The sequence below is a fragment of the Streptococcus sp. 79 genome (assembly GCF_013277425.1).
Classification (GTDB): Bacteria; Bacillota; Bacilli; order Lactobacillales; family Streptococcaceae; genus Streptococcus; species Streptococcus pseudopneumoniae.
Genome location: NZ_VMMW01000015.1, coordinates 46,590 through 70,343 on the forward strand (window position 1 = coordinate 46,590; position 23,754 = coordinate 70,343).

25 protein-coding genes are annotated in these 23,754 nt (G+C 40.6%); all 25 read left to right on the forward strand.

Annotation, left to right across the window (positions count from 1 at the left end):
* The first annotated feature begins 177 nt into the window (after positions 1-177).
* The 25 genes from HT729_RS03700 to purK all read left to right on the forward strand — a co-directional run bounded on the left by HT729_RS03700 (position 178) and on the right by purK (position 23,753).
* Entirely contained in the window at positions 178-303 is a 126-nt protein-coding gene (locus HT729_RS03700) for a bacteriocin (protein ID WP_172931684.1), read from the forward strand.
* Positions 304-306: 3 nt separating this feature from the next.
* Complete coding sequence (locus HT729_RS11960) at positions 307-522, forward strand: bacteriocin immunity protein (RefSeq protein ID WP_226373098.1); 216 nt, start codon at positions 307-309, stop codon at positions 520-522.
* Positions 523-602: 80 nt separating this feature from the next.
* Positions 603-782 carry a hypothetical protein gene (locus tag HT729_RS11965; RefSeq protein ID WP_050219186.1) on the forward strand — a complete coding sequence of 60 codons (180 nt, stop codon included), beginning with the start codon at positions 603-605 and terminating at the stop codon, positions 780-782.
* A gap of 77 nt (positions 783-859) precedes the next feature.
* A complete protein-coding gene (locus HT729_RS03705) occupies positions 860-1,066 on the forward strand; it encodes a hypothetical protein (protein WP_000668751.1) in 207 nt (68 codons plus the stop codon).
* Between the two features lie 389 nt (positions 1,067-1,455).
* Positions 1,456-1,650 (forward strand): hypothetical protein, encoded by a 195-nt coding sequence (locus HT729_RS11970; RefSeq protein ID WP_000756776.1) that lies wholly within the window; start codon positions 1,456-1,458, stop codon positions 1,648-1,650.
* 20 nt (positions 1,651-1,670) lie between these two features.
* A complete protein-coding gene (locus HT729_RS03710; RefSeq protein ID WP_050226725.1) occupies positions 1,671-2,564 on the forward strand; it encodes an XRE family transcriptional regulator in 894 nt (297 codons plus the stop codon).
* Positions 2,565-3,106: 542 nt separating this feature from the next.
* A complete protein-coding gene (locus tag HT729_RS03715) occupies positions 3,107-3,403 on the forward strand; it encodes an uberolysin/carnocyclin family circular bacteriocin (protein WP_172931685.1) in 297 nt (98 codons plus the stop codon).
* A 6-nt stretch (positions 3,404-3,409) separates the two neighbouring features.
* Positions 3,410-4,546: a hypothetical protein gene (locus HT729_RS03720; RefSeq protein WP_000698828.1), complete on the forward strand. Its 1,137-nt coding sequence runs from the start codon at positions 3,410-3,412 to the stop codon at positions 4,544-4,546.
* On the forward strand, positions 4,543-5,025 hold the full coding sequence (locus tag HT729_RS03725; protein ID WP_001232094.1) for a stage II sporulation protein M: 483 nt from the start codon (positions 4,543-4,545) through the stop codon (positions 5,023-5,025). The genes HT729_RS03720 and HT729_RS03725 overlap by 4 nt, the downstream gene beginning before the upstream one ends.
* A complete protein-coding gene (locus HT729_RS03730) occupies positions 5,022-5,618 on the forward strand; it encodes an ATP-binding cassette domain-containing protein (RefSeq protein WP_000687787.1) in 597 nt (198 codons plus the stop codon). The genes HT729_RS03725 and HT729_RS03730 overlap by 4 nt, the downstream gene beginning before the upstream one ends.
* On the forward strand, positions 5,599-6,090 hold the full coding sequence (locus HT729_RS03735) for a hypothetical protein (protein ID WP_000671990.1): 492 nt from the start codon (positions 5,599-5,601) through the stop codon (positions 6,088-6,090). The genes HT729_RS03730 and HT729_RS03735 overlap by 20 nt, the downstream gene beginning before the upstream one ends.
* Before the next feature lie 379 nt (positions 6,091-6,469).
* Positions 6,470-8,623, forward strand: a complete 2,154-nt coding sequence (gene comA / locus HT729_RS03740) for a peptide cleavage/export ABC transporter ComA (protein ID WP_172931686.1) — start codon at positions 6,470-6,472, stop codon at positions 8,621-8,623.
* Positions 8,624-8,635: 12 nt separating this feature from the next.
* On the forward strand, positions 8,636-9,985 hold the full coding sequence (gene comB, locus HT729_RS03745) for a competence pheromone export protein ComB (RefSeq protein ID WP_000801611.1): 1,350 nt from the start codon (positions 8,636-8,638) through the stop codon (positions 9,983-9,985).
* Between the two features lie 169 nt (positions 9,986-10,154).
* The gene (purC, locus tag HT729_RS03750; RefSeq protein WP_050261351.1) at positions 10,155-10,862 is read left to right on the forward strand and encodes a phosphoribosylaminoimidazolesuccinocarboxamide synthase; all 708 of its coding nucleotides are present in this window, start codon (positions 10,155-10,157) and stop codon (positions 10,860-10,862) included.
* 1 nt (position 10,863) lies between these two features.
* Positions 10,864-11,007 carry a phosphoribosylaminoimidazolesuccinocarboxamide synthase gene (locus HT729_RS12570; protein ID WP_078934271.1) on the forward strand — a complete coding sequence of 48 codons (144 nt, stop codon included), beginning with the start codon at positions 10,864-10,866 and terminating at the stop codon, positions 11,005-11,007.
* A 54-nt stretch (positions 11,008-11,061) separates the two neighbouring features.
* The gene (locus HT729_RS03755) at positions 11,062-14,787 is read left to right on the forward strand and encodes a phosphoribosylformylglycinamidine synthase (RefSeq protein ID WP_172925929.1); all 3,726 of its coding nucleotides are present in this window, start codon (positions 11,062-11,064) and stop codon (positions 14,785-14,787) included.
* Positions 14,788-14,946: 159 nt separating this feature from the next.
* Positions 14,947-16,389, forward strand: coding sequence for an amidophosphoribosyltransferase (gene purF / locus HT729_RS03760; RefSeq protein ID WP_138700230.1), 1,443 nt, complete (start codon positions 14,947-14,949; stop codon positions 16,387-16,389).
* Positions 16,390-16,606: 217 nt separating this feature from the next.
* The gene (purM, locus tag HT729_RS03765; protein WP_001284585.1) at positions 16,607-17,629 is read left to right on the forward strand and encodes a phosphoribosylformylglycinamidine cyclo-ligase; all 1,023 of its coding nucleotides are present in this window, start codon (positions 16,607-16,609) and stop codon (positions 17,627-17,629) included.
* Entirely contained in the window at positions 17,626-18,180 is a 555-nt protein-coding gene (purN, locus tag HT729_RS03770) for a phosphoribosylglycinamide formyltransferase (protein WP_000717510.1), read from the forward strand. Before purM ends, purN begins: the two co-directional genes overlap by 4 nt.
* Complete coding sequence (locus HT729_RS03775; RefSeq protein WP_001017821.1) at positions 18,177-18,551, forward strand: hypothetical protein; 375 nt, start codon at positions 18,177-18,179, stop codon at positions 18,549-18,551. Before purN ends, HT729_RS03775 begins: the two co-directional genes overlap by 4 nt.
* A 43-nt stretch (positions 18,552-18,594) precedes the next feature.
* Positions 18,595-19,059, forward strand: a complete 465-nt coding sequence (locus tag HT729_RS03780; protein WP_000569796.1) for a GNAT family N-acetyltransferase — start codon at positions 18,595-18,597, stop codon at positions 19,057-19,059.
* Between the two features lies 1 nt (position 19,060).
* Complete coding sequence (gene purH, locus HT729_RS03785; protein ID WP_000161907.1) at positions 19,061-20,608, forward strand: bifunctional phosphoribosylaminoimidazolecarboxamide formyltransferase/IMP cyclohydrolase; 1,548 nt, start codon at positions 19,061-19,063, stop codon at positions 20,606-20,608.
* Between the two features lie 121 nt (positions 20,609-20,729).
* Positions 20,730-21,992 (forward strand): phosphoribosylamine--glycine ligase, encoded by a 1,263-nt coding sequence (gene purD / locus HT729_RS03790; protein ID WP_172925928.1) that lies wholly within the window; start codon positions 20,730-20,732, stop codon positions 21,990-21,992.
* 191 nt (positions 21,993-22,183) lie between these two features.
* On the forward strand, positions 22,184-22,675 hold the full coding sequence (purE, locus tag HT729_RS03795) for a 5-(carboxyamino)imidazole ribonucleotide mutase (RefSeq protein ID WP_000165489.1): 492 nt from the start codon (positions 22,184-22,186) through the stop codon (positions 22,673-22,675).
* On the forward strand, positions 22,662-23,753 hold the full coding sequence (purK, locus tag HT729_RS03800) for a 5-(carboxyamino)imidazole ribonucleotide synthase (protein ID WP_172925927.1): 1,092 nt from the start codon (positions 22,662-22,664) through the stop codon (positions 23,751-23,753). The genes purE and purK overlap by 14 nt, the downstream gene beginning before the upstream one ends.
* The last annotated feature ends 1 nt before the right edge of the window (position 23,754 follow it).

A 23,754-nucleotide genomic window follows, 5' to 3' on the forward strand; every position in this document is an offset into this window, starting at 1 on the left:
TTTTAATTGATTATAAAATATTATCTGGACAGTATAGTATAAATTTTATGGATATTTCAGAAGTATTTACTTATCCAATACTCATTTTAATCATTTACATAGCAATAAAATATAATACAAAGGAGTAATGACGAATATGAACTTAGAACAATTTATCAATTATCTGACGATGAATTAGTGGGAACAAAAGGTGGTTTTGGTCTTGCGGAAGCAGTTGGGATTGCAGGAGTACTGAATGCTGCTGTACAAATTTTTAATGCTGGTTACAAATTTGGTTCAGATTTGGCTCGTCGTGGGCGTTAGATAATGAATAATCGCAACCTTAATCTCAATACATTGTTACCTAAACTAGCCACGATATGTCCTTTGTTGGGAATAATTCTTAATGTCGCGCTTCATGTGATTCGTACAGGTTCGTTAGTATCCTTTAATTGGCAATGGACTTTAGTTGGTTTGCTTTTCGCAGGATATTTTGGTATTTTTCGCAAAGATTTGTCAAAAAATAATCAAAACTATAAATGAAGAACATGAATCAAAAGGATTTTGTGTATATGAATGGTAGCGTTTTTCCGCCATTCTTGTCAGGTAATTAGGAGTTTCTTATGAAAACATTTTTATTAGGATTCGCTGAGGGATATTTTACCGTATCGCTCATAATCTACATCGCAACGTATTTGATGTTAAAAAATCCGATCAATACCTTATTTTATCCAGAAATTTACCCCGTTTTATTTGGGCTCTTTTATCTAGGATATAAGGTCAATAAAAAGCGAGTAGAGTAAACAGTTAAGAATGACTTGTTAGTCTGCGCTAAAATGGCTAGGCTAGAATCTAGGAATGCATCACATTGGAGTTTAATATGAAATTTATTAAATCAATACTGAAAGTTTGGCCTGAAATTATGGTATTACTTAGTTCAATGTCTTATATCATCATCAGATTAGTAGCTGACATGAATAAAGTATCTTTACTTACTTGGTTTGATAGTTTCAATATACCAACGATTGCATTATTTATGATGGTCTTCCTTCTTTTATATAGAAGTAAAGAAAAAAAGAATGTATAAATTTGAGGTAGTAGACGCTCTATAGGGAATAGGTGTCTTATAGTAACGAGTCAAAAAAGGAGTAACTATGAATCGTAATTTAGAACGGTGTTATCTATTCTGACTAGGAATAGATCATACCAGAGGTGGCTTAGAAATAGCGGGGACATTAGAAATTGAAGGAACTTTAAATAGGATGTCGTAAATGTTGCTATCAATGATTTATTTGTCCCAAGCTTGCCTAGGGTGTCAGTAAAAAATCATTTTCCTTTCATATCATATTTTTAGTAGGTAGGATGTTTGTTCTGTCTATTTTTTGCCAAAAAAAGTGCAGTCGAAGTGTTTATTTGGAGTTTTATATATATTTTCGATAAAATAGGTGTAGAAATTAGGAAAGTTGAAGAAAAGAAATGAAGAAGGTTTTAAAATATTTTTTAGTATTTGTTTTTCTATTTTTGATGAATATTTTCATCTTTAAGATACTAGCAACCCTGGGATTTCAGCTGATAATGAGTGAAAAGAGTTATATTGTTCTACCGCTGTTTTCGCTTATCGTTTTATATATGATTGACAAAAGAATTAGGAAGAAAAAGAAATCTTTGTAATCAACTTAAGGAGTATTACTATGGATGAGTTGAAACGTGAAATTGGTTATAAAATCAAAACTATTAGGCGATCTTGTGGAAAAACTCAGATAGATATTTGTGGTGATGAATCAGAGTTGACGATTCGTCAGCTAGCACGTATTGAAAATGGGCAAGCTTTAGCAACACTTCCTAAATTATTATTGATTGCGGATAAACTTGGAGTATCATTACAGAATATTGTGGATGTTAAGGTTATAGAGATTCCAAAAGGATTCCTAAAACTCAAAGATGAGCTGATTCATTCTCAAACCTACGCTGATAAGGGAAGAATCGAACGAAAAGAAGCTATACTTGAGGAAATATATGAAAACTATTATGAGAATTTGCCTGAGGAAGAGCAGTTAATTGTGGATGTGACACAAGCTCGTTTTGATATTTATGGTAGTTCAGATGTGACCTACGGTTTAGGGTTAGTGGAAGAATATTTCCAGCAGTTATTAAAAAAGAAATATTTTTCTGTAAATGATTTGTTGATTATTGAATTGTATTTCTTTTGTTGTGCTATGGGATTAGAAGATAAAGAACATTTTGAGGAGTTAGCTCAAAAAGTATTGCTATGTTCAGAATATGAAGATAAGGCTAGCCTAGTTCAAATGGAAAAAGTTCTTCTGAGCCTATTTATCCAAATTCAGACAGAAGATAGTCTGATATATATTCAAACATTTGAGAAAATTATTGCTAAAACAAGACATGTTTTTTACCGACCTCATCTATTTTTGTTAAAGGCGAAATATGCTTTATTTGTAGATAAGAATGTGGCAGAGGCAGAAAGTTTCTATGAAAAGGCGATTTCTCTAGCAGAATTGCTAGATGATCAGGTATTAGTTCAGAAAATTTTAGCAGAAAAACAAATAGATTTCCCAACAACCTGACTTCTAAGTCATGTTGTTTTTTTCATGTTTTTGTTATACTAAACTCATAAAGAAAACGATTCCAAAAAGAAAGGAAGTTTATTATGGTTGGAACGTTGTTTGTCCTTTTAAGTATAGGAGTCTGGTTCTATCTATAATATCAGGTAGAGATTAATGGCATAAGGTATTCCTATATTGGATTAAAGGAATGTTTTAATAGGTTTCCTACATTAGTATAGAGGATGAAACTCAATTTTCAATGATATAGAAGAGTTATTTGGAGATTGTGAGGGTTGAGTATGTTTATTTATGATGTAGGAAGTGTAAACTAAAAAGGAGGTAGTAATCGTATAAAAGTTAAATAGACATTATCTTTTATTGAGTCTTAGTGATATAAAAGTAATTTGATAGTCTAGGAAAATGTAGTAGTAATTTATTTATTATAGATATGTTAATAAAAGTAGTATAAAATATAGACGAACATTTGAAGAGAGTTAGGAATACAACATGTGCGAATTAACTCTCAATAAAACATACATAATATACAAAAGGAGTACACTAAAATGAAATCTAAAAGAATGGAATTTCATAATAAATTTCTTATTGTTTCAGCAATGTTAGCAGTCATTAGTTGGTTAAGCTTAGGTGTTGTTTCTTTTCCTATGTTGGCTGGGACATTAGGAATTTCGACAAAAGCTGCTGCTACTGTAGTCAATTTGATTAGTGCTTATAGTACAGTTACAGCAGTAATTTCAATTGTAGGTGCAATCACAGGAGTAGATTCTATTGGTTCGGGTATTGCAGCAACAGTTCTTTATATATTGAAAAAGAAAGGTGCTGCTAAAGCAGCTCTATGGTAGAACTAGATGAAAATACTTTCTAAAAAAGAATGTGAAAGTATTTTAGGTTATCTTAATTTTATTGGGATAACCCTTTTGTTTTTTGTTATCATAAGTTTGTCAATCTATTTTAAAAGCTATCTTCCTTTTCAAGGGAAATTATTTTTACTTTTTTTGGTAGTAGATTACGCTACTTTGAATCGTTATAATATGAAACTGCCTATCCAAAGTAAAAAAATAAATACTTTCTATATAAGGAAAAACTATATTTTTCTCTATCTTCTTGCCATTGTCAAGAAATATTATTCTTTCCAAATTTTACAATCATTCATTTATTTATTTATTTTGTATTTTCTAGATATTATTGGATATTTTTATTTATCCATTACTCTTTGTTTGATAGCTATTCAAATTATTTCTTTAATTCTACCTAGTTTGTTTTCAATTATAAGTAAATTGTTCTTATTTTTATCTATAGGACTATTGTCTATAGAACAAGGACAAGTTGTAATTTATGTCATACTACTCAATTATTTTATTTTAGTCATGGGGATATTAGATAATCATGCGAGTAATTTCTATTTTAAAAGCAGTCGAATGAGTCAAAAAAGATTTCGTAGCAGTCTATTTATATTGCTTCGTTTTTGTTGGTTAAATAAAGGGTTAACTTTTTCTTTTATTTTGATTAGTATTCTTCTTTCCTATCTATTTTGGTATATGATGACGATGTTATCAATTGATGACACAAAAATACCAATATTATTTCTTTATACCTCAATATATATTACATTAATGGAGGCAATAATAGGGAATCATAAATCCTCAATTGGGGTAGATCTAGCTTTACTTCAATTATCTGCTCTTAATCATTCTAAAATGAATTTCTTTTTTAAGAATGCACAACTAATGATGTTGACGCATTTAATCTCTTTCTTACAATTTTCATTGTTGTTATGTTTGATTCCGGTGACAAGTTATAGTAATGATATAAAAAGTATTTTGTTGAATTTGTTATTGATTCCATTCAATTATTTTATAGCCTATGTCTATTATAAGAAAGCTCTATTTTTAATTAAAGGTACAGTTAGTTTATTGAGATGGAGTTTTCTGGTTTTATATTGTTTTCTGATAATATTTGTAATTTTAGTAGGGGGCATTAGATGAGAAAAAGTGGTTTTCTGATTTACTATGTGTTATTTTGTATAGTCTGTTTTTTACTAGGTTTACTTTTAAGCTTTATATTAAAAAATGAGACTTTTGCTACTATACCTCCGAAACTGGAATTACAATTTACATTGACAGTTTTACAGGCAAATTCTACAAATTTTTTGCTATATCTATTCTGTTTTCCGATTTCGCCCTTATTGCAACTTTTTGATTTGCTATCTTTAGGAATACAATTGGGTATATCTGGTCAGATGATTGGAATAGTAGCTACAATAAAAGGAATATTACCTCATGCTCTTATTGAAATACCGAATTTTATTTGGTATCAAGGTATGAGTCAGTATCTTTTATACCGATTATTGAAGGATAGGGGAATTAAAAATATACTTATTTATATAAAAAGTAATTTAAAATGGTATATCATTTCTTATCTTTTATTAATTTTAGCAGCGTTGATAGAGGGAATTAAATTATGAAAATTGAAAATGAATCTAAAAGTTATGATAAATGTATATTGAAAAATATATCACTAGAGATTGATAAGGGAATTTACAGAGTTGAAGGAGAGAATGGTTCAGGAAAGAGCACCCTTCTACAACTTTTAGCTGGGCTAGAGACTTTTGATAGTGGTTTAAAGAATTGTGTCTCCAAAGATGTACTATACCTTGATACCAATCAGCTTGGGGTTGTTCCATTTACTATAGAAGAAAATTTGCAGTTGTTGTGTGATTCTTTTCAAATCCATCTATCATTTGAGGATAAAGAACAAATTAATACTTTTTTTGATAATAAAATCGGAGATAACTATATGACAGCATCTACTGGAACAAAATTCAAATTAGGCTTATCCTTAATTTTTGCTAAAAATTGGGATTATATTTTTATTGATGAGACTTTATCAACAGTGGATGCAAGAAGTATTGATATGATTGCTAAACGCTTAATTTCCATGAAAGAAAGCTCTACTATTATATATGTATCTCATAATTTATTGAATCAAGAATTGATTAGCAAATCTCAAAGGATTTTAATAGAGGAAGGACGGGTTTATGAAATTTCAAACAAATAATAGTTTATACAAATTAATGAATCTGATTATTTATCTTTTTCTTTTATATTTGTTTATTGATTTACTGATGAAGTCGGGAATTTTAGATGAACAAATTGATAAATTATCTGAACTATCTAATCTTTTTACAATTAAAATAGAAACAATATTGACAGTGATTTCTGTTGTTTTCACATTTATAGCAACTCTTATTGAATATGGATTTTCTCTCTTTCTGATTACATTATTTTTTGATAAGAATAAGAGGAACTTTGGAGATATTCTTTTATCTAAAAATATAACCTTAAGTTTTAGCATTTTACTTTGTTATTTATTTAATCCATCGGATATAAAGTTTGCCTATTTCAGCGTATTGACAGTATTACTAATTGGGATAACAAATTATGCGAGATTTAAAAATTTAAGATTGACAGTAGTGTTTTCTGTACCATTTTTATTTAATGCTATAATGTCTATTATAAATAGTTTTTAGAAATACTAAAATTTTTTTCTTTACTTAATAATGATATGAAATCATTTCGGTTTTGTTAACTTGTAATTCTTATATTTTCTAGGTAGAACGTTTGTTCTGCCTATTTTTTTATCCAAAAAGTGCAGTTGGGAGGGAGATAGGCGCATTTGGGAAGGAAGTCCAGTTTTTGTTTAGTGATTGGGGTAAGATAGTTGTTATCAGATGAGTTTATACTCTTCGAAAATCAAATTCAAACCACGTCAACGTCGCCTTGCCGTATATATGTGACTGACTTCGTCAGTCCTATCTACAACCTCAAAACAGTGTTTTGAGCAGCCTACGGCTAGTTTCCTAGTTTGCTCTTTGATTTTCATTGAGTATTAGGGAAAAGGAGATGAATATGAAATTTGGGAAACGTCACTATCGTCCGCAAGTGGATCAGATGGACTGCGGTGTAGCTTCATTAGCCATGGTTTTTGGCTACTATGGTAGTTATTATTTTTTGGCTCACTTGCGAGAATTGGCTAAGACGACCATGGATGGGACGACGGCTTTGGGCTTGGTCAAGGTGGCAGAGGAGATTGGTTTTGAGACGCGAGCCATTAAGGCGGATATGACTCTTTTTGACTTGCCGGATTTGACTTTTCCTTTTGTTGCCCATGTGCTTAAGGAAGGGAAATTGCTCCACTACTATGTGGTGACTGGGCAGGATAAGGATAGCATTCATATTGCCGATCCAGATCCCGGGGTGAAGTTGACTAAACTGCCACGTGAGCGTTTTGAGGAAGAATGGACAGGAGTGACTCTTTTTATGGCACCTAGTCCAGACTATAAGCCTCATAAGGAACAAAAAAATGGTCTGCTCTCTTTTATCCCTATATTAGTGAAGCAGCGTGGCTTGATTGCCAATATCGTTTTGGCAACACTCTTGGTAACCGTGATTAACATTGTGGGTTCTTATTATCTGCAGTCTATCATTGATACCTATGTGCCAGATCAGATGCGTTCGACACTAGGGATTATTTCTATTGGGCTAGTCATCGTCTACATCCTCCAGCAAATCTTGTCTTACGCTCAGGAGTATCTCTTGCTTGTTTTGGGGCAACGCTTGTCGATTGACGTGATTTTGTCCTATATCAAGCATGTTTTTCACCTCCCTATGTCCTTCTTTGCGACACGCAGGACAGGGGAGATCGTGTCTCGTTTTACAGATGCTAACAGTATCATCGATGCGCTGGCTTCGACCATCCTTTCGATTTTCCTAGATGTGTCAACGGTTGTCATTATTTCCCTTGTTCTATTTTCACAAAATACCAATCTCTTTTTCATGACTTTATTGGCGCTTCCTATCTACACAGTGATTATCTTTGCCTTTATGAAGCCGTTTGAAAAGATGAATCGGGATACCATGGAAGCCAATGCGGTTCTGTCTTCTTCTATCATTGAGGACATCAACGGTATTGAGACTATCAAGTCCTTGACCAGTGAAAGTCAGCGTTACCAAAAAATTGACAAGGAATTTGTGGATTATCTGAAGAAATCCTTTACCTATAGTCGAGCAGAGAGTCAGCAAAAGGCTCTGAAAAAGGTTGCCCATCTCTTGCTTAATGTCGGCATTCTCTGGATGGGGGCTGTTCTGGTCATGGATGGCAAGATGAGTTTGGGGCAGTTGATTACCTATAATACCTTGCTGGTTTACTTTACCAATCCTTTGGAAAATATCATCAATCTGCAAACCAAGCTTCAGACAGCGCAGGTTGCCAATAACCGTCTAAATGAAGTGTATCTAGTAGCTTCTGAGTTTGAGGAGAAGAAAACAGTTGAGGATTTGAGCTTGATGAAGGGAGATATGACCTTCAAGCAGGTTCATTACAAGTATGGCTATGGTCGAGACGTCTTGTCGGATATCAATTTAACCGTTCCCCAAGGGTCTAAGGTGGCTTTTGTGGGGATTTCAGGGTCAGGTAAGACGACTTTGGCCAAGATGATGGTTAATTTTTACGACCCAAGTCAAGGGGAGATTAGTCTGGGTGGTGTCAATCTCAATCAGATTGATAAAAAAGCCCTGCGCCAGTACATCAACTATCTGCCTCAACAGCCCTATGTCTTTAACGGAACGATTTTGGACAATCTTCTTTTGGGAGCCAAGGAGGGGACGACACAGGAAGATATCTTACGGGCGGTCGAATTGGCAGAGATTCGAGAGGATATCGAGCGCATGCCACTGAATTACCAGACAGAATTGACTTCGGATGGGGCAGGGATTTCAGGTGGTCAACGTCAGAGAATCGCTTTGGCGCGTGCTCTCTTGACAGATGCGCCGGTCTTGATTTTGGATGAGGCGACTAGCAGTTTGGATATTTTGACAGAGAAGCGGATTGTCGATAATCTCATGGCTTTGGACAAGACCTTGATTTTCATTGCTCACCGCTTGACTATTGCTGAGCGGACAGAGAAGGTAGTTGTCTTGGATCAGGGCAAGATTGTCGAAGAAGGAAAGCATGCTGATTTGCTTGCACAGGGTGGCTTTTACGCCCATTTGGTCAATAGCTAGAAAGAGGAGAGGATGAAACCAGAATTTTTAGAAAGTGCGGAGTTTTATAATCGTCGTTACCATAATTTTTCCAGTAGTGTGATTGTACCCATGGCCCTTCTGCTTGTGTTTTTACTTGGCTTTGCAACTGTTGCAGAGAAGGAGATGAGTTTGTCCACTAGAGCTACTGTCGAACCTAGTCGTATCCTTGCAAATATCCAGTCAACTAGCAACAATCGTATTCTTGTCAATCATTTGGAAGAAAATAAGCTGGTTAAGAAGGGGGATCTTTTGGTTCAATACCAAGAAGGGGCAGAGGGTGTCCAAGCGGAGTCCTATGCCAGTCAGTTGGACATGCTAAAGGATCAAAAAAAGCAATTGGAGTATCTGCAAAAGAGCCTGCAAGAAGGGGAGAACCACTTTCCAGAGGAGGATAAGTTTGGCTACCAAGCCACCTTTCGCGACTACATCAGTCAAGCAGGCAGTCTTAGGGCTAGTACATCGCAACAAAATGAGACCATCGCGTCCCAGAATGCAGCAGCTAGCCAAACCCAAGCCGAAATCGGCAACCTCATCAGTCAAACAGAGGCTAAAATTCGCGATTACCAGACAGCTAAGTCAGCTATTGAAACAGGTGCTTCCTTGGCCGGTCAGAATCTAGCCTACTCTCTTTACCAGTCCTACAAGTCTCAGGGCGAGGAAAATCCCCAAACTAAGGTTCAGGCAGTTGCACAGGTTGAAGCACAGATTTCTCAGTTAGAATCTAGTCTTGCTACTTACCGTGTCCAGTATGCAGGTTCAGGTACCCAGCAAGCCTATGCGTCAGGGTTAAGCAGTCAATTGGAATCCCTTAAATCCCAACACTTGGCAAAGGTTGGTCAGGAATTGACCCTTCTAGCCCAGAAAATTTTGGAGGCAGAGTCAGGTAAGAAGGTACAGGGAAATCTTTTAGACAAGGGGAAAGTTACGGCGAGTGAGGATGGGGTGCTTCATCTTAATCCTGAGACCAGTGATTCTAGCATGGTTGCAGAAGGTGCCCTACTAGCCCAACTTTATCCATCTTTGGAAAGAGAAGGGAAAGCCAAACTCACAGCTTATCTAAGTTCAAAATATGTAGCAAGAATCAAGGTCGGTGATTCTGTTCGCTATACTACGACTCATGATGCCGGGAATCAACTTTTCCTAGATTCTACTATTACAAGTATTGATGCGACAGCTACTAAGACTGAGAAAGGGAATTTCTTTAAAATCGAGGCGGAGACTAATCTAACTTCGGAGCAGGCTGAAAAACTTAGGTACGGGGTGGAAGGCCGCTTGCAGATGATTACGGGCAAGAAAAGTTACCTACGTTATTATTTGGATCAATTTTTGAACAAAGAGTAATGTTCGTGTTTTTAGAGTTAAATAATTTTTAAACTGTGAGAAAGATTCTTCTTGCAGTTTTTTCTTTACAATTTTTGAAAAACATCTACTATTTATTCGGTTAAATTCTTGTGTTTTTTGGTTTTTTGTGGTAAAATGTGCTCAAGTAATACGAAAGGCGAACTTTAAAATGTCAAAACAATTGATCTATTCGGGAAAAGCTAAAGATATCTATACAACTGAGGATGAAAATCTTATTATTTCAACTTACAAGGACCAGGCGACTGCTTTCAACGGTGTCAAGAAGGAGCAGATTGCAGGTAAGGGAGTCTTGAATAATCAGATTTCATCTTTTATTTTTGAGAAATTAAATGCGGCTGGTGTGGCGACTCACTTTGTGGAGAAACTTTCAGACACGGAACAACTCAATAAAAAGGTTGAGATTATTCCTTTGGAAGTCGTGCTCCGTAACTATACAGCTGGTTCCTTTTCAAAACGTTTTGGTGTGGATGAGGGAATCGCCTTGGAGACCCCGATTGTTGAATTTTACTACAAAAATGATGATTTGGATGATCCATTTATCAATGATGAGCATGTGAAATTCCTACAGATTGCGGATGACCAGCAGATTTCCTACTTGAAGGAAGAAACCCGTCGTATCAATGAACTCTTGAAAGGCTGGTTTGCTGAGATTGGGCTTAAGTTGATTGACTTTAAGCTAGAGTTCGGTTTTGACAAGGATGGCAAGATTATCTTAGCAGATGAATTTTCACCAGATAACTGCCGTTTGTGGGATGCGGATGGCAACCACATGGATAAGGATGTTTTCCGTAGGGGATTAGGAGAGCTAACAGACGTTTATGAAGTTGTCTGGGAGAAGTTGCAAGGTTTGAAATAATCTGTTTGCAGCGGAAAACCTTCGTCTCTCAACTAAAAGGACTCAGGCTGAAAGGGTCCCCCAGACCTTTTCACTCTGTAGAGGATTGGGAGAACTAACAGATGTTTACGAGATTGTCTGGGAAAAGTTGCAGGGTTTGAAATAACAACCTCAAGGTCGTTGGAACATTGTAAAAGCTGAAATAAAGGAATAAGGATTGATGGATAAACGTATTTTTGTTGAAAAAAAGGCTGATTTTCAGGTCAAGTCAGAGAGTTTGGTGAGAGAACTCCAGCACAACTTGGGACTTTCAAGCTTGAAAAGTATTCGTATTGTGCAAGTCTATGATGTCTTTGATTTGGCAGAGGGCTTGTTTGCGCCTGCAGAGAAACACATCTTCTCTGAGCAGGTGACAGACCATGTCTTGGATGAAGCTGCTGTACAGGCGGATCTTGCTAACTATGCTTTCTTTGCCATTGAAAGCCTAGCAGGGCAGTTTGATCAGCGTGCAGCATCTTCACAGGAAGCCTTGCTTTTGCTGGGAAGTTCTAGTGACGTGACAGTTAATACAGCCCAACTTTACTTGGTCAATAAAGATATCGATGCGACTGAATTAGAAGCGGTCAAGAACTACTTGCTCAATCCAGTTGATTCTCGTTTCAAGGACATCACGACAGGGATTGCCAAGCAGGAATTTTCTGAGTCAGACAAGACCATTCCTAAATTGACTTTCTTTGAAAGTTATACAGCAGAAGACTTTGCTCGCTACAAGGCTGAGCAAGGGATGGCCATGGAAGTGGATGATTTGCTCTTTATCCAAGACTATTTCAAGTCAATCGGGCGGGTGCCGACGGAAACAGAACTCAAGGTCTTGGACACTTACTGGTCTGACCACTGCCGTCACACGACGTTTGAGACAGAGTTGAAACACATCGACTTTTCAGCTTCTAAATTCCAAAAGCAATTGCAGGCGACCTATGACAAGTATATTGCCATGCGTGAGGAGTTGGGGCGTTCTGAAAAACCACAAACCTTGATGGATATGGCGACTATTTTCGGTCGTTATGAGCGTGCTAATGGACGTTTGGATGACATGGAAGTGTCTGACGAAATCAATGCTTGCTCAGTTGAAATCGAAGTGGACGTTGATGGTGTGAAAGAACCATGGCTCCTAATGTTCAAGAATGAAACTCACAACCACCCAACGGAAATTGAGCCATTTGGTGGAGCGGCTACTTGTATTGGTGGTGCTATTCGTGACCCATTGTCAGGTCGTTCCTACGTTTATCAAGCCATGCGTATTTCAGGTGCTGGAGATATTACCGCACCGATTTCAGAAACTCGCGCTGGGAAATTGCCACAACAGGTCATTTCTAAGACAGCGGCTCATGGTTATTCTTCATATGGTAACCAGATTGGGCTTGCGACGACCTATGTTCGTGAATACTTCCACCCAGGTTTTGTAGCTAAACGCATGGAGCTTGGTGCTGTTGTAGGTGCGGCTCCTAAGGGCAATGTTGTCCGTGAAAAACCGGAAGCAGGTGATGTCATTATCCTTCTTGGAGGTAAGACTGGACGTGATGGTGTCGGTGGAGCGACAGGTTCTTCTAAGGTTCAAACGGTTGAGTCCGTGGAAACTGCTGGAGCTGAAGTTCAAAAAGGGAATGCTATCGAAGAACGCAAGATTCAACGCCTTTTCCGTAATGGCGCTGTCACTCGTCTTATCAAGAAGTCCAATGACTTTGGAGCAGGCGGAGTCTGTGTGGCTATCGGTGAATTGGCAGACGGTCTGGAAATTGACCTCAACAAGGTGCCTCTTAAATACCAGGGCTTGAATGGTACCGAAATTGCCATCTCTGAATCTCAAGAACGGATGGCAGTTGTGGTTCGTCCTGAGGATGTAGATGCCTTCGTTGCTGAATGTAACAAAGAGAATATTGATGCTGTTGTGGTGGCGACAGTGACTGAAAAACCAAATCTAGTCATGCACTGGAATGGTGAAACCATTGTCGACTTGGAACGTCGTTTCCTTGATACCAATGGTGTACGAGTGGTTGTCGATGCTAAGGTTGTGGACAAGGACGTCAAACTTCCAGAAGAGCGTACAACAAGCGTAGAAACACTGGAAGCAGATACCCTTACCGTTCTATCTGACCTCAACCATGCGAGTCAAAAAGGATTGCAGACTATCTTTGATTGCTCTGTTGGTCGTTCAACGGTTAATCACCCACTTGGTGGTCGCTATCAACTCACACCAACTGAGGCCTCTGTACAGAAATTGCCAGTTCAACACGGTGTGACTCATACTGCATCAGTCATGGCCCAAGGTTTCAACCCATATGTAGCTGAATGGTCTCCATACCACGGTGCTGCCTATGCGGTGATCGAAGCTACAGCTCGTCTAGCAGCAACAGGTGCCAATTGGTCTAAGGCTCGCTTCTCTTACCAAGAGTACTTCGAGCGCATGGATAAACAAGCAGAGCGTTTTGGTCAGCCAGTAGCAGCTCTCCTAGGATCTATCGAGGCACAAATTCAGCTTGGTTTGCCATCTATCGGTGGTAAGGACTCTATGTCTGGTACTTTTGAAGAATTGACAGTGCCACCAACCTTGGTAGCCTTTGGAGTGACGACGGCAGATAGCCGTAAGGTGCTTTCGCCAGAGTTCAAGAATGCTGGTGAAAACATCTACTACATCCCAGGCCAAGCCCTCTCTGCAGAAATTGATTTTGACTTGATTAAGTCTAACTTTGCTCAGTTTGAAGCCCTTCAAAAGGCTCACAAAGTAACAGCAGCTTCAGCTGTTAAATACGGCGGTGTGCTTGAAAGTTTGGCACTTGCTACTTTTGGAAGTCATATCGGTGCAGAGGTAACCTTGCCTGAACTAGAAACGGCTTTGACAGCACAATTAGGTGGATTTGTCTTTACTTCTCCTGAAGAAATTGCTGGATTAGAGAAGATTGGACAAACGAAAGCAGCCTTTACACTGACTGTCAACGGTGTGAAGCTAGATGGACACAAGCTTGACAGTGCTTTCCAAGGCAAATTGGAAGAAGTTTACCCAACAGAGTTTGCCCAAGCTAAAGAACTAGCTGAAGTACCAGCTGTGGTATCAGATGTTGTGATTAAAGCCAAAGAAAAGGTTGAAAAACCTGTGGTTTACATCCCAGTCTTCCCAGGAACCAACTCAGAATATGACTCAGCCAAGGCCTTTGAGAAAGAAGGTGCAGAGGTAAACTTGCTGCCATTTGTGACCTTGAATGAAGAGGCTATTGTCAAGTCAGTTGAAACTATGGTTGACAACATCGGCAAGGCAAACATTCTCTTCTTTGCAGGTGGATTCTCAGCTGCGGACGAGCCAGATGGATCCGCTAAGTTTATTGTCAACATCCTGCTCAATGAAAAAGTCCGTGTGGCTATTGACAGCTTTATTGCCCGTGGTGGCTTGATTATCGGTATCTGTAATGGATTCCAGGCCTTGGTCAAATCAGGTCTTCTTCCATACGGGAACTTCGAAGAGGCCAGCAGTACTAGCCCAACCCTCTTCTACAATGATGCCAACCAACACGTGGCCAAGATGGTGGAAACTCGCATTGCCAATACTAACTCACCATGGCTTGCTGGAGTGGAAGTTGGTGAGATTCATGCCATTCCTGTTTCGCACGGTGAAGGGAAGTTTGTCGTGACAGCTGAGGAATTTGCAGAGCTCCGTGACAATGGTCAAATCTTTAGCCAATATGTTGACTTTGACGGCAAACCAAGTATGGACTCTAAGTACAATCCGAATGGTTCTGTCCATGCCATCGAAGGAATTACCAGCAAGAACGGCCAAATCATCGGTAAGATGGGCCACTCAGAACGTTATGAGGAAGGTCTTTTCCAAAATATCCCAGGAAATAAAGACCAGCACCTGTTCGCGTCAGCGGTTAAATACTTTACTGGAAAATAAGACTTGCAGATTTTCTAATAGATAGTATCAATAATGTAAAAGTCATGTAGATCTAGGTCATGATGATTGCAAATGTTTTGTTTTGCGAGTGAAGGAGCTCCTACCGTATCATTCCGCTCTACTGAAGGAATGATACACAAATGAAAATTAGGTATAAAAATGACATACGAAGTAAAATCTCTTAATGAAGAATGTGGTGTTTTCGGTATCTGGGGACATCCAGATGCTGCTAAATTGACCTATTTTGGTCTCCACAGTCTTCAGCACCGTGGTCAGGAGGGGGCAGGAATCCTCTCCAATGATCAGGGACAATTGAAGCGCCATCGTGACATGGGGCTTTTATCAGAAGTCTTCAGAAATCCAGTTAATTTGGATAAATTGACAGGAACTAGTGCGATTGGTCATGTGCGTTATGCGACTGCTGGCGAAGCTTCTGTAGATAATATTCAGCCTTTCCTCTTCCGTTTTCACGATATGCAGTTTGGATTGGCTCATAATGGAAACTTGACCAATGCGGCCTCTCTCAAGAAAGAATTGGAACAAAGAGGCGCGATTTTCAGCGCGACTTCGGACTCGGAAATCTTGGCTCATCTCATTCGTCGCAGCCATAATCCGAACTTGATGGGCAAAATCAAGGAGGCACTCAGCCTAGTTAAAGGTGGTTTTGCCTATATCTTGCTGTTTGAGGACAAGTTGATTGCGGCTCTTGACCCCAATGGTTTCCGTCCGCTTTCTATCGGGAAAATGGCCAACGGAGCGGTGGTTATTTCCTCTGAGACCTGTGCTTTTGAGGTCATTGGTGCAGAGTGGATTCGTGATTTGAAGCCAGGTGAGATTGTGATTATTGATGACGAGGGCATTCAGTATGACAGCTATACAGATGATACTCAGTTAGCAATCTGTTCTATGGAGTATATCTATTTTGCCCGCCCTGATTCTAACATTCATGGTGTCAATGTCCATACGGCACGTAAACGTATGGGTGCCCAATTGGCGCGAGAATTCAAGCATGAGGCGGATATTGTAGTCGGTGTACCCAATTCTTCACTCAGCGCAGCTATGGGATTTGCGGAAGAGTCTGGGCTACCAAATGAAATGGGCCTCATCAAGAACCAATACACCCAACGTACCTTTATCCAACCGACTCAAGAATTGCGGGAGCAAGGGGTGCGGATGAAACTCTCTGCTGTTTCAGGCGTTGTAAAAGGCAAGCGTGTGGTTATGATTGATGACTCTATTGTACGTGGGACGACCTCTCGTCGTATCGTTCAGCTATTGAAAGAAGCGGGAGCGACTGAAGTTCACGTTGCTATTGGAAGTCCAGCGCTAGCTTATCCATGCTTCTATGGGATTGATATCCAGACCCGTCAGGAGCTGATTGCGGCCAATCATACGGTCGAAGAAACGCGCCAAATCATTGGTGCGGACAGTCTGACCTACCTTTCCGTTGAGGGGTTGATTGATTCAATTGGTATTGAAACGGATGCGCCAAATGGTGGTCTCTGTGTCGCTTATTTTGATGGTGATTACCCAACGCCTCTCTATGACTACGAAGAAGACTATCGTAGAAGTTTGGAAGAAAAGACCAGTTTTTACAAATAGATCACAGATTCTCCATTAAAGAAAAGGAATATAAAAATGACAAATAAGAATGCTTATACTTCACGTCTCACTATTGACTAAAAGCTAAAGCATTTGTCAGTAGACGCTTTCTCCTATGGGACTAAAGCTAGAGACCTGACTAGTATTTTTAGATAAAATAATTGTTTATCTAAAAATACGTCGCAGTCTTTCCCAAAAAAAGAAAAGGAAAAATAAAATGGCAAATAAAAATGCGTACGCTCAATCTGGTGTGGATGTTGAAGCGGGTTATGAAGTTGTTGAACGGATCAAAAAGCACGTGGCTCGTACGGAGCGTGCAGGTGTCATGGGAGCTCTGGGTGGCTTTGGTGGTATGTTTGACCTTTCAAAGACTGGGGTCAAAGAGCCCGTCTTGATTTCAGGGACTGACGGTGTCGGAACCAAGCTCATGCTGGCCATCAAGTACGACAAACACGATACCATCGGTCAGGACTGTGTTGCCATGTGTGTCAATGATATCATTGCTGCAGGTGCGGAGCCCCTCTATTTCCTTGACTATGTAGCAACAGGGAAGAATGAACCAGCTAAGCTAGAACAAGTTGTTGCTGGTGTGGCAGAGGGCTGTGTGCAGGCAGGCGCTGCCCTTATCGGTGGGGAAACAGCTGAAATGCCTGGCATGTATGGCGAAGATGACTATGATTTGGCTGGTTTTGCGGTCGGTGTGGCTGAAAAATCTCAAATCATTGACGGTTCAAAAGTGGCAGAGGGAGATGTTCTTCTTGGACTTGCTTCAAGTGGGATTCATTCCAATGGTTACTCTCTCGTTCGTCGTGTCTTTGCTGACTATACAGGTGAGGAAATCTTGCCAGAATTGGAAGGTAAGAAACTTAAGGAAGTTCTTCTTGAGCCGACTCGTATCTATGTCAAGGCTGTCTTACCACTCATCAAGGAAGGGTTGGTCAACGGCATTGCCCACATCACTGGTGGTGGCTTTATCGAAAATGTCCCTCGCATGTTTGCAGCTGACTTGGCTGCTGAGATTGAGGAAAGCAAAGTTCCAGTGCTTCCTATTTTCAAAGCTCTTGAAAAATATGGTAAAATCAAACATGAAGAAATGTTTGAAATCTTCAATATGGGTGTGGGGCTTATGCTGGCAGTTAGCCCTGAAAATGTAAGTCGTGTCAAGGAATTGTTGGATGAACCAGTCTATGAAATCGGTCGTATCGTCAAGAAAGAAAACGAAAGTGTCATCATCAAATGAAAAAAATAGCGGTTTTTGCCTCTGGTAATGGCTCAAATTTTCAGGTGATAGCGGAACAATTTCCAGTAGAGTTTGTCTTTTCAGACCATCGTGACGCCTATGTGCTCGAACGTGCAGACAAGCTCGGCGTTCTGTCCTATGCTTTTGAACTCAAGGAGTTTGAGAGCAAGGCAGACTACGAAGCAGCCATTGTCGAACTCTTGGAAGAGCACCAGATTGACTTGGTTTGTCTAGCAGGCTACATGAAAATTGTTGGGCCAACCTTATTGGCGACTTATGAAGGTCGGATTATCAACATTCATCCAGCCTACTTGCCAGAATTTCCAGGAGCTCATGGGATTGAGGATGCTTGGAATGCTGGCGTTGCTGAGAGCGGCGTGACCATTCATTGGGTGGATTCAGGTGTGGATACAGGAAAGGTTATCAAACAAGTGCGTGTGCCACGACTAGCTGATGATACGATTGACAGTTTTGAAACTCGCATTCATGAGGCAGAGTACAAGTTGTATCCGGAGGTGCTGGATAGTTTGGGAGTGGAGAGGAAGAAATGAATATTGATCACTACTATATGGAGTTAAAGAATAAGTTATCTAACAGACCAACCCTACTGGATAATACTAATGATTTTCTTTTTGTTTTAGTAAATACAGTGAAAGCTATGATAGAAAATACTGATAAAAGTCAGCTTTCAGAGTTAGATAAAATTTTAGATGGTGTCACAAGTCAAGAATTAAAACTTGCCTATGATTTCTGTCAAGGGAGATTCGGTCAAGCGGGTTTTTCTTATCGTAGGCACCCGAATTATTTTTATTTGTCCAGTTTAATTGCGACTTTTCCAGAATTTGAGTTGTCTAAAGCAGACCGAGATTATCTCAAAGGAATCATAAATTTTGATAACTACCTTTTATATGAGTTGGATTAGTCTTTAATCAACTCAAAACCCTATTTATTCAAAAGGAGAAAAAATGATTGAGATAAAATTAGTAGATGAGAGCAGTTTTCAGGCAGTGCTGGATTTGAAAATATCTGAAGCTGATGAACGAGCACGTTTTGTGGCTCCAAATGTACGCTCTTTAGCTGACGCATGGCTCTACCGGGAAAATGAAGATGTGTTTCCGAGGGCAATCTATTGGGATAAGCAAGTGGTTGGCTTTCTCCTGCTGGAAATAGACAAGGATGAAGCGGAATACTTTATCTGGCGGATAATGATTGGTCAGCAGTACCAAGGAAGAGGTTATGGTAGAAAAGCCTTGGAAGTTCTAATCAAAGAGGCTCAGATGGATAGAGTCTGCAGTCATATTGTTGCAGATTATGTGGTTGGAAATGAAAAAATGAAGCACCTGTTGACTAGTTTGGGTTTTCAGGAAACAGGATTTATAGAAGAAAATAACGAAGTCGCTATGCGCTTGGACTTAAAGAAAGAGGAATAGAATGACGAAAAAAGCCTTAATCAGCGTCTCAGACAAAGTGGGTATTGTTGAATTTGCCCAAGAACTTAAAAAACTCGGTTGGGACATCATCTCAACAGGTGGGACCAAGGTTGCCCTTAATAATGCTGGGGTAGATACCATTGCGATTGATGATGTGACTGGGTTCCCAGAAATGATGGATGGTCGTGTCAAGACCCTTCACCCAAATATCCACGGGGGACTTTTGGCTCGTCGTGACTTGGATAGTCACTTGGAAGCAGCTAAGGACAATCAGATTGAGTTCATCGACCTTGTTGTGGTCAACCTTTATCCATTCAAGGAAACAATCCTCAAACCGGATGTGACTTATGCTGATGCAGTTGAAAATATCGATATTGGTGGGCCATCTATGCTTCGTTCAGCAGCGAAAAATCATGCCAGTGTGACGGTTGTGGTAGACCCTGCTGACTATACAGTGGTTTTGGACGAGTTGTCAGTTAACGGCGAAACCACTTACGAAACTCGCCAACGTTTGGCAGCCAAGGTTTTCCGTCACACAGCGGCTTATGATGCCTTGATTGCAGAGTATTTCACAACTCAAGTGGGTGAAAGCAAACCTGAAAAGCTGACCTTGACTTATGACCTCAAGCAGGCCATGCGCTATGGGGAAAATCCTCAACAGGATGCAGATTTCTACCAAAAAGCCTTGCCGACTGACTACTCGATTGCATCTGCTAAACAGCTTAACGGGAAAGAATTGTCATTCAACAATATCCGTGATGCGGATGCTGCCATTCGTATCATTCGTGATTTCAAAGATCGTCCAACCGTTGTGGCTCTCAAACATATGAATCCATGTGGAATTGGTCAAGCTGACGACATCGAGACTGCTTGGGACTATGCTTATGAGTCTGACCCAGTCTCAATTTTCGGTGGAATCGTCGTTCTCAACCGTGAGTTGGATGTTGCGACAGCTGAGAAGATGCATGGTGTTTTCCTTGAAATCATCATCGCACCAAGTTATACGGATGAAGCGCTAGCTATTTTGACCAATAAAAAGAAAAACTTGCGTATCCTTGCCTTGCCATTTGATGCTCAAGAGGCTAGCGAAGTGGAAGCAGAATACACAGGTGTTGTCGGTGGACTTCTGGTACAAAACCAAGACGTGGTCAAAGAAAGCCCAGCTGACTGGCAAGTGGTGACCAAACGCCAGCCAACTGAGACAGAAGCGACTGCTCTTGAGTTTGCTTGGAAAGCTATCAAGTACGTCAAATCAAACGGTATCATCGTAACCAATGACCACATGACACTTGGTGTCGGTCCGGGTCAAACTAACCGTGTGGCTTCTGTTCGCATCGCTATTGAGCAAGCTAAAGACCGTCTTGACGGCGCTGTTCTTGCTTCGGATGCCTTCTTCCCATTTGCGGATAATGTGGAAGAAATCGCCAAAGCAGGGATCAGGGCTATCATCCAGCCGGGTGGATCCGTCCGTGACCAAGAGTCTATCGAAGCTGCTGACAAATATGGCTTGACAATGGTCTTTACAGGTGTGAGACATTTTAGACATTAAGAACGTTAAAGGGAAGAAAACAGTTTCTTTCCTTTTTTGGCTTAAAATGCTAACTGAAACAAGATTAAAACGAACTTTTTTGATATAATGTTGGTAAATAATTCGCAAAAGAGGTTGAGGAATGAAACTGCTTGTTGTCGGTTCTGGTGGTCGTGAGCATGCGATTGCTAAAAAGTTACTTGAATCAAAAGACGTGGAAAAAGTCTTTGTAGCTCCTGGGAATGATGGGATGACTCTGGATGGTTTGGAATTGGTAAATATCTCTATTTCCGAACATTCTAAATTGATTGACTTCGCAAAGGCCAATGATGTTGCTTGGACCTTTATCGGTCCAGATGATGCCCTTGCTGCTGGTATCGTGGATGATTTTAACCAAGCTGGGCTTAAGGCCTTTGGTCCGACTAGGGCTGCAGCGGAGCTGGAGTGGTCCAAGGATTTTGCCAAGGAAATCATGGTCAAATATGGTGTTTCGACAGCAGCCTATGGCACATTTTCAGATTTCGAGGAAGCAAAGGCCTATATCGAAAAGCATGGTGCGCCTATCGTAGTCAAGGCGGATGGCTTGGCGCTTGGGAAGGGTGTCGTCGTTGCTGAGACGGTTGAGCAAGCGGTCGAAGCCGCTCATGAGATGCTTTTGGACAATAAATTTGGTGACTCAGGTGCGCGCGTGGTTATTGAGGAATTCCTTGAAGGAGAGGAATTTTCACTCTTTGCCTTTGTCAATGGTGATAAGTTCTACATCATGCCAACGGCTCAGGACCACAAACGTGCCTACGATGGCGACAAAGGGCCTAACACGGGTGGTATGGGTGCCTATGCGCCAGTTCCACACTTACCACAGAGTGTAGTTGATACAGCGGTTGACACCATTGTCAAGCCAGTTCTAGAAGGGATGATTAAAGAAGGTCGCCCTTATCTGGGAGTTCTTTACGCAGGGCTTATCCTGACAGCTGATGGACCCAAAGTCATTGAGTTCAACGCTCGGTTCGGAGATCCAGAAACTCAGATTATCTTGCCTCGATTAACCTCTGACTTTGCACAAAATATTACGGATATCCTCGATGGCAAGGAGCCAAACATCACCTGGACAGACAAGGGGGTGACTCTGGGTGTGGTTGTCGCATCCAACGGTTATCCGCTAGACTATGAAAAAGGTGTCAAGTTACCAGCCAAGACAGAAGATGACATTATCACCTATTATGCAGGGGCTAAGTTTGCGGAAAATAGCAGAGCACTGCTATCAAATGGCGGACGTGTCTATATGCTCGTCACCACAGCAGACACCGTCAAAGAAGCCCAAGATACCATTTACCAAGAACTCGCCCAACAAAAAACAGAAGGCCTCTTCTACCGAACCGATATCGGAAGCAAGGCAATTAAGTAAAGATATAAGAAAAAGCGACGTAGTCGCCAAATGCGATAATGGTCGCCGTGGTGAAAAGACCAGAACGGGTTCTGATCTGGTCGGGGGAAGCTTTGAGACCTTAGGCTCAAAGTTTAGGAATGAAACCGAAGGTTTGCTTCCGTCCCCACCACCTAAGACTATTATCAAAAAAGAAGAAAAAAGGAAAAATTATGACTAAACCAATTATTTCCATCATCATGGGCTCAAAATCCGACTGGGCAACCATGCAAAAAACAGCAGAAGTCCTAGACCGCTTCGGTGTAGCCTACGAGAAGAAGGTTGTCTCTGCCCACCGCACACCAGACCTCATGTTCAGACATGCCGAAGAAGCTCGTAGCCGTGGCATCAAGGTCATTATCGCAGGTGCAGGTGGCGCAGCCCACTTGCCAGGAATGGTAGCTGCCAAAACAACCCTTCCAGTCATTGGCGTGCCAGTCAAATCTCGTGCCCTTAGTGGCGTGGATTCACTCTATTCTATCGTTCAGATGCCGGGTGGGGTGCCTGTTGCGACAATGGCTATCGGTGAAGCTGGAGCGACTAACGCAGCTCTCTTTGCCCTCCGTCTCCTCTCTGTAGAAGATAAGTCCATTGCGGATGCACTTGCCAACTTTGCTGAAGAACAAGGAAAAATCGCAGAGGAGTCGTCAAATGAGCTCATCTAAAACAATCGGAATTATCGGTGGCGGTCAACTGGGTCAGATGATGGCCATTTCTGCTATCTACATGGGGCACAAGGTTATCGCGCTGGATCCTGCGGCGGATTGCCCGGCTTCTCGCGTGGCGGAAATCATTGTGGCACCTTATAACGATGTGGACGCCCTCCGTCAGTTGGCAGACCGTTGCGATGTCCTCACTTACGAGTTTGAAAATGTCGACGCTGACGGTTTGGATGTCGTTATCAAGGATGGACAACTCCCTCAAGGAACAGATCTGCTCCGCATTTCGCAAAATCGTATTTTTGAAAAGGACTTTTTGTCAAACAAGGCTCAAGTCACTGTGGCACCCTACAAGGTCGTGACTTCTAGCCTAGACTTGGCAGATATCGACTTGTCGAAAAACTATGTCCTTAAGATCGCAACAGGTGGTTATGATGGACACGGGCAAAATGTCATTCGTTCAGCAGACGATTTGGAAGAAGCCTATGCATTAGCCGACTCAGCAGCTTGTGTCTTGGAAGAATTTGTCAATTTTGACCTTGAGATTTCTGTCATCGTGTCAGGAAATGGGAAGGAGGTGACGTTTTTCCCAGTTCAGGAAAATATCCACCGCAACAATATCCTGTCTAAGACCATCGTACCAGCCCGTATTTCTGAAAGTCTAGCAGACAAGGCTAAAGCTATGGCAGTGCGAATCGCAGAACAACTCAACTTGTCTGGAACTCTCTGTGTGGAAATGTTTGCGACAGCTGATGACATCATTGTCAATGAGATTGCTCCACGACCACACAACTCAGGCCACTACTCTATTGAAGCCTGTGATTTCTCTCAGTTTGACACCCATATTCTCGGTGTTCTCGGAGCACCATTGCCAGCCATAAAACTACATGCGCCTGCCGTCATGCTTAACGTTCTCGGCCAGCATGTTGAGGTCGCTAAAAAATATGTCACAGAAAATCCAAGCGCCCATCTCCACATGTATGGTAAAATAGAAGCAAAGCATAATCGTAAGATGGGACATGTGACTTTGTTTAGTGATGTACCGGATAGTGTGGAAGAGTTTGGGGAAGGGATTGATTTTTAGG